This window comes from Glutamicibacter sp. BW78, from assembly GCF_002332245.1.
Lineage (GTDB): Bacteria > Actinomycetota > Actinomycetes > Actinomycetales > Micrococcaceae > Arthrobacter_H > Arthrobacter_H rhombi_A.
The window spans coordinates 17,380-24,202 of record NZ_NRGU01000012.1; the positions used below are offsets into that span (position 1 = coordinate 17,380).

Annotated in this window: 4 protein-coding genes; 1 reads left to right on the top strand and 3 read right to left on the bottom strand. The window is 66.1% G+C overall.

The annotated features are described in order from the left end of the window. Positions 1-31 precede the first annotated feature (31 nt). Positions 32-2,575, bottom strand: coding sequence for a phenylalanine--tRNA ligase subunit beta (pheT, locus tag CIK75_RS02425; RefSeq protein WP_096223109.1), 2,544 nt, complete (start codon positions 2,573-2,575; stop codon positions 32-34). A 2-nt stretch (positions 2,576-2,577) separates the two neighbouring features. Continuing rightward, a complete protein-coding gene (gene pheS / locus CIK75_RS02430) occupies positions 2,578-3,663 on the bottom strand; it encodes a phenylalanine--tRNA ligase subunit alpha (RefSeq protein WP_086997295.1) in 1,086 nt (361 codons plus the stop codon). Between the two features lie 168 nt (positions 3,664-3,831). Between pheS and CIK75_RS02435 the strand changes: the two genes are divergently transcribed. Then, a complete protein-coding gene (locus CIK75_RS02435) occupies positions 3,832-5,757 on the top strand; it encodes a penicillin-binding transpeptidase domain-containing protein (protein WP_096223111.1) in 1,926 nt (641 codons plus the stop codon). A 425-nt stretch (positions 5,758-6,182) separates the two neighbouring features. Here CIK75_RS02435 and CIK75_RS02445 read toward each other — a convergent pair. Further along, positions 6,183-6,823 (bottom strand): pyroglutamyl-peptidase I (locus tag CIK75_RS02445; RefSeq protein WP_241895234.1); only part of this gene is annotated, 641 nt, incomplete at its 5' end.

The following is a 6,823-nucleotide window of genomic DNA, read 5'->3' on the forward strand; positions in this document are numbered from 1 at the left end:
TTCCGGCCCCGTCGTCGTCCTGCGGGCTGGTTCAGCGCTGGACGGCCCCGAACTTCTCGGCGGCGGCGGCAACGGCTGCCGACCTCGAGGCCGACGCCTCGTCGGCGGTCAGCGTCCGGTCATCGGCACGGAAGCGCAGGCCAAAGGCCAGCGACTTTTTGCCTTCTTCGATCCCGGGCCCCTGGTACACGTCGAAGAGGGCGACGTCTTCCAGGAGTTCGCCGGCTCCCAGCCGGAGGGTTTCGAGCACGTCTCCGGCCACCACGTCGTGATCCACCACCAGGGCCACGTCCTGCGTGGACAAGGGGTAGGTGGAGATCGAGCGGGCGACGACCAGATCCGCTGCCGCCTCGAAGAGGCTGTCGGCGTCGAGTTCCATGGCGACCGTGCGCGCCGGCAGATCGGAAGCGGCCAGCAGTTGGGGGTGTAGTTCTCCGGCGACACCCACGTATTCGCCGGTGCGCAACGACAGCTGGGCCGTACGTCCCGGGTGGAACGCCTGATGCGTCCCCTGGGTCACGACCAGTTCGATGCCGAGGATGTCGCCCACCAGCCGGGCCACATCCAGGGCCGAGGCCCAGTCGTAGGGGCGTGGTTCCACCCCGACGCCGGGGGCCGAATCGTTGCCGAAGAGCACGGCGCCGATATGCTGCGGCTGTTTCGGCAGACCGGCATCCAGGGCGTCCAGGACCTCGTCCGCGGGGCGTTCACCCAACGGCGGGATGGAGGGGCTGCCCAGCGTTTCGCCGGGGAGGTACACCAGTCCGGCCTCGTAGAGGGCCAGATCGCGGAATCCCCGCGAGTGGTTCCGACGCGCGGTCTCCAACAGCCCGGGCAGGATGCTGGTGCGGAGGAACCCGAATTCGGCGGAGAGCGGGTTGGCCAGCTTCACCGCTGCCACTTCGGCGCCTGCCGTGGCCGTGCCGAACGTCTGGTTCTGCACGGCGGAAACGAACGGGTAGCTCAGCACCTCGGTCAGTCCAGCGTCGGCCAGCCCCTGAAGCACCCGGCGGCGCTGCTGTTGGGTGCGGGTCAGCCCGCGCCCGGGAGGAGCGACCGGCAGGGTCGAGGGGATCTGCTCGTAGCCGACCAGCCGGGCGATCTCCTCCACCAGGTCTTCGCGGATGCGCAGGTCAGGCCGCCAGGACGGTGCGGTGACCCGCAGCCCGTCTGCGGTCTGTTCCACCGTGGCGCCCAGATCGGTCAGGGTGCCGGTGACCTGTTCGGGGGTGTAGTCGATGCCCATCAGCCGTGAGGCGAAGCCCTCGGGCAGGTCGATCACACTGGGTTCGGGCCGGGTGCCTTCATCGGTCGCCGTGTTCTCGGCGGTGCCGCCGGCCAGGTCGACCAGTAGTTCCACGGCGCGTTGGGCGGCTTCGTCGGCCACTTCCCAGTCGACCCCGCGTTCGAAGCGTTTGGAGGCCTCGGAGGGCAGCTTATGCCTGCGGCGGGAGCCTGCGATGGCCACGGGGCTGAAGTGTGCTGCTTCGATGAGCACGGTGGACGTGGAGGTCGAGACCTCGGTTTCGGCGCCGCCCATGACCCCGGCGATGCCGATGGCGCCCCGGTCGTCGGCGATCACCACATCTTGGGGATCCAGGGTTCGCTGCTTGTCGTCGAGGGTTTTCAGGCTCTCCCCCGCCGCGGCACGTCGCACCACGATATCTCCACGGAGGTCGTCGGCATCGTAGAAGTGCAGCGGCTGGCCGAGTTCGAGCATCACGTAGTTGGAGATGTCCACGATCAGTGAAATCGTGCGCATTCCGGCCAGGGTCAGGCGCGATGCCATCCAGGGAGGGGTCGGCTTCGAAGCGTCGACGCCGGTGACCTTCCGGGCGACGAAGCGGTCGCATCCTGGGGATGCGTAGGCGCCGGCGTCGTCGGCGATCCGTACCGGGTACCCGGGGCCTGTCGCGGCGGGCACGATGATGTCCGCTGCCGGGTCGGTGAACGGGGTGTGGGTGGCATGGGCGTATTCGCGGGCCACCCCGCGGATCGAGAAGCAGTAGCTACGGTCAGGGGTGACATTGATTTCCGCTGCCTGGTCGTACAGGCCCAAAAGCTCCAGGGCATCGGAGCCGATCTCGGGGTCCAGGCCCAGACGTGAAAGCACGATGATGCCGTCATGATCATCACCGATGCCCAATTCGCGGGAGGAGGCGATCATCCCTGCCGAGAGGTGGCCGTAGGTCTTCCGGGCGCTGATGGCGAAATCGCCGGGCAGCACGGCCCCGGGAAGGGTGACCACGACTTTGTCACCCTCGACGAAGTTATGCGCACCGCAGACGATGCCCTGCACACCGGAGGGATCGATCCCCTCGTGGGTGAGTTTCTGGGTGGCGCCCTCGGGCACCACGCGGACGTGGCACCAGTTGATGGTCTTGCCGTTGGTCTGGGGTTCCTTGACCAGCGATTCGACCCGGCCCACGACGATGGGACCCGAGATGGAGTCGGTGGGACGGTGGACGTCCTCTTCTTCCAACCCGACCCGCACCAGGTCGGCCATGACATCTTCAGCCGTGGCGTCGGCCGGTACCTGCGCGTATTCGCGCAACCATGAAAGGGGTATGCGCATGATTAGATCTCCATCCCGAAGTGTTCGCTGAAGCGGATGTCGCCCTCGATCATGTCGTGCATATCGGGGACGTCGTTGCGGAACATGAGCGTGCGCTCGATGCCCATGCCGAAGGCAAAGCCCGAGTATTCCTCGGGGTCGATGCCCGCGGCGCGCAACACGTTGGGGTGCACCATCCCGCAGCCACCCCATTCGATCCAGGCCGGACCACCCTTGGCGCCGGGGTGGAAGATATCCAGCTCGGCGGAAGGCTCGGTGAAGGGGAAGAAGTTCGGGCGCAGCCGGATGAGCGCTTCGGCGCCAAACATCTGCCGGGCAAAGTGTTCCAAGGTGCCGCGCAGGTCGGCCATGGTCAGGCCCCTATCCACGGCCAGTCCCTCGAATTGGTGGAAGACCGGGGTGTGGGTGGCGTCGAGCTCATCGGTCCTGAAGGTCTTGCCCGGGCACAGCACATAAACAGGGAGTTCACGGTCGAGCATCGAACGGATCTGGACCGGAGAGGTATGCGTGCGCAGCACCAGATGGGATTCCGGGGGTTCGATGAAGAAGGTGTCCTGCATATCGCGGGCCGGGTGGTCCGGGGCGAAGTTCAGAGCGTCGAAGTTGAACCATTCCGATTCGACCTCGGGGCCTTCGGCGATTTCCCAGCCCATGCCCACGAAGATGTCGCTGACGCGTTCCTGCAGTGTGGAGAGCGGGTGCCGGGCCCCGGCACGACGGCGGTGCGCAGCAGCCGTCACGTCGACGGCCTCCTCCACGAGGATGCGGGCCGCATGTTCCTCCTCGAGGACCGTGGTGCGCGCAGCCAGGGCCTTGTTGACGCGACCGCGAGCCGCCCCCATCAATTTGCCGGCAGTCGCCTTTTCGGTCTTGTCCAACTGGCCGATTGCCCGGTTGGCCAAAGCCAGGGGGGACTTCTCCCCGCCATGGGCCAGTCGCGCCTGTTTGAGCATTTCCAGGTCGGTGGCCGCCTCGATGGCTTCCAGGGCGGCGTCGACGGCAGCTTGGACGGCCGCCTCGTCGGTGGGATGCGGAACCGACGGTGCGGCTCCTACGGGTCCACCGTTCGGTGGCGTGGCTTCAGACATGGCAGATGTACGGCCCTTTTCACGATGGTGGTGGTCCTGTTTCTGGATCCCAGTCTAGTAGTTCGCCCCCGGGCCCCCGAACCCGAGCACAGACATTGCGCACCCCGTGGCGTCATTCCACAGATCTCGTCTTGTGATCACGTGCGCTCCCCGGCCATAATGACGATCATGCATGTAGCCCGGCGCTTGACGCTGACGACCGTCCTGTCCACGCTCGCCCTGGGAAGCCTCACCTCCTGTTCCTCCCCGGTGCCCGATCCGGAGCCGGTCGCCCAATCAGTGGCGGAGGCCCTGGAGACCTTCGATTTCTCCTCGGTGCCGCTGAAGAACGCCGATCCTGCCACCGTCTCCGAGGATCTGGCCACCGCCTTCGAATCCTTGAAGGACCTGAAACACCACACCACGGTGGATTCGGTGCAGAGGCCCGAGGACGAGGATGAGGACTCCCCCACGGCCACCGCCAACTTCACAACGGTCTGGGATGTGGATGACACCGAGACCGACTGGGAGTACACCACCACCGCGAAGCTGGTGTATGACCAGGAGGCGGAGGCCTGGCAGGTCGACTACGACCAGGTGGAACTCACGGGGCTGGAACCGGGCAACGAGGTGGCGTTACGGACCGAGGCCTCCCAGCGCGGGCAGATCCGCAGCACCGATAAGCAGGCACTGGTCAAGGACCGCCCGGTCGTTCGCGTGGGCCTCGACAAGACGCGGCTGGAAGACGGCGAGGCAGGCGACGCGGCGAAGAAGCTCGCCAAGCTCGCCGACGTTGACGTTTCCGCCTACGTCGCCCGGGTCAAGGCTGCCGGGGATCAGGCGTTTGTCGAAGCGATCACGCTGCGCGATAACCACCAGCGCAAGGTCACCGACGCCCAAATCGAGGCGATCCCCGGGGGCCGGGCCATCACCGGCAGCGAGCCGTTGGCCCTCACCCGGACCTTCGCCCGACCGATTCTGGGCTCCGTCGGGCAGGCTACCGCCGAAATCGTCAAGAAGTCCGAGGGCAAGACCAAGGCCGGGGACATCGTGGGGCTCTCCGGTCTACAAGCCCAGTATGACGACCGGCTCTCCGGTACAGCAGGTCTCACCGTGGCCAGCTACGATCCCTCCGGCCAGCAGGTGGACGAGCTCTTTGATCGGCCACCCAAGGACGGGAAGAACGTGACCGTCACCCTGGATTCGGCACAGCAGAAACTGGCCGAGAAGCTCCTCGCCCAGGTGGATCCCACGTCGGCATTCGTTGCCATTCGTCCCTCCGACGGCGCCATTCTGGCTGCGGCCTCCGGCCCGGCGGATCAGGGCCTGAATACGGCGATGCTCGGTAAATACGCCCCCGGCTCCACGTTTAAGGTGATCACGGCACTGGCCATGCTCCGCGACGGGAAGACCCCTTCGAGCAAGGTCAAATGCCCGAAAACCACCACGATCAAGGGCAAGAAGTTCAAGAACTTCGATGGCTACCCCTCCGACAAACTCGGAACGATCCCGCTCTCCGAGGCCATCGCACAGTCCTGCAATACCGTCTTCGTTGATGGTGCTGCGGGCCTGAAGGCCAAGGACCTAACCAGCGCGGGGGCCTCGCTGGGGCTGAATTCCTCCCCCTCAACGGGCGCGTCCACGTTCCTGGGTTCCATCCCCGATGATTCGACGGGAACCACCCTGGCGGCCAATGGCATCGGCCAAGGCGTCGTGGAGACCTCCCCGCTGGGCATGGCCACGGTGGCCGCTTCGGTAGCTGCCGGTCAGACGGTTTCTCCGCATCTGCTGCAGTCCCCGAAGCCGGAAGCCGCCAAGGCCCCGGCGAAGAAGCTGGGCTCGAAGGAGGCCACCGAGCTCAAGAAAATGATGGCCGGAACCGTCACCCATGGCACCCTGGTGGCCCTGCAGAAGGTCCCGGGGCCGACGATCTACGGAAAATCCGGTACCGCCGAGTACGACGCCGATCAGAATGCCCACGCCTGGGTCATCGCCGTCCAGGGTGATCTGGCCGTGGCTGCGTTTGTCTCCGAGGGCGACGGCGGGGCCCAGACGGCGGGACCCCTCGTCGCCGATTTCCTCACCGGGGTGCAAAAGGCCGGTGGAAGCAACTGACCGGGCGCGCTGGCGCAGCGCGGCGAACTGGCTGAACCTGACGACACCGTGTGGACTGCTGGTGGCCCGTGCCGCCGGATGCCGGATGGCTCGTGGCCCTCGAGGCCTGCACTTCGCCTTCGGCTACGGGCCCCGTTTGCCGGTAGCGGCTGCCTTCACCTTGGGCAGCGTCATCCTCCTACGGAAAGGCCTCGAGGAGCCGGAACGTTTTCCTCGACTCATCACCCATGAGGAACGCCATGCCACGCAATACGCTTTCTGCCTGGGCTTGCCTTTCCTCCCCCTCTACGCGGTAGCAGCCGGATACTCATGGCTCAGGACGGGGGACCCCGCTTCCCGCAATGTCTTCGAACGGCACGCGGGTCTGGCGGCCGGCGGATATACGCAGCGGCAGGCCCGGCCGATCAGAGAGCTACTACGTCCTCTCAGGCCACGGTCCCAGCCCCGAGGCTGATATCCGCCGAACCGTCCAGTGCCTCGCGGACCACCAGGACCAGCGCCCGAGCCACAACCTCCGGTTCCATCCCGGCGGCGCCCGAGGGCGGGACGTGTACAAATCCACCACGGATCGCGCTGCCGGAGGCGCCGAGTTCGTGCATCAGGGTGTAAAAGATCTGGTTGCAGACAAAGGTGCCGGCGCTTGGGGAAACCTGCGCGGGAGTTCCTACCTTCTGCAGCGCAGCCAGCGCCCGTTTGATCGGAAGGCTCGTGAAATAGGCTGCCGGACCGCCGGGGGCAACGGGCACATCGATGGGCTGCTGCCCCGCGTTATCCGGAATCCGTGCGTCCATCATGTTCAGGGCTGCCCGTTCGAGCCTGATCTGCCCGGTACCGGCATTCAACCCCGTACAGACCACGAGCTCCGGATCGTACTTCTCCAGGGCCCGTCGCAGTGCCCCCGGCGCGTCGGAGAAAATGCAGGGAAGTTCCACGGCGGCAGCTGGCCAGCCGTTTTCGGTCAGGATCACCGCAGCACGCCGGGACGCCTCGATCGAGGGATTGGTGGAATCGCCGCCAAAGGGTTCGAATCCTGTCAGCAGGATCATTGTGATCTCTGGGGACATCG

What these genes read in the sequence shown, in the direction of transcription:
- pheT (WP_096223109.1), bottom strand. Translation starts at nt 2,575, where the DNA reads ATGCGCATACCCCTTTCATGGTTGCGCGAATACGCGCAGGTACCGGCC.
- pheS (WP_086997295.1), bottom strand. Translation starts at nt 3,663, where the DNA reads ATGTCTGAAGCCACGCCACCGAACGGTGGACCCGTAGGAGCCGCACCG.
- CIK75_RS02435 (WP_096223111.1), top strand. Translation starts at nt 3,832, where the DNA reads ATGCATGTAGCCCGGCGCTTGACGCTGACGACCGTCCTGTCCACGCTC.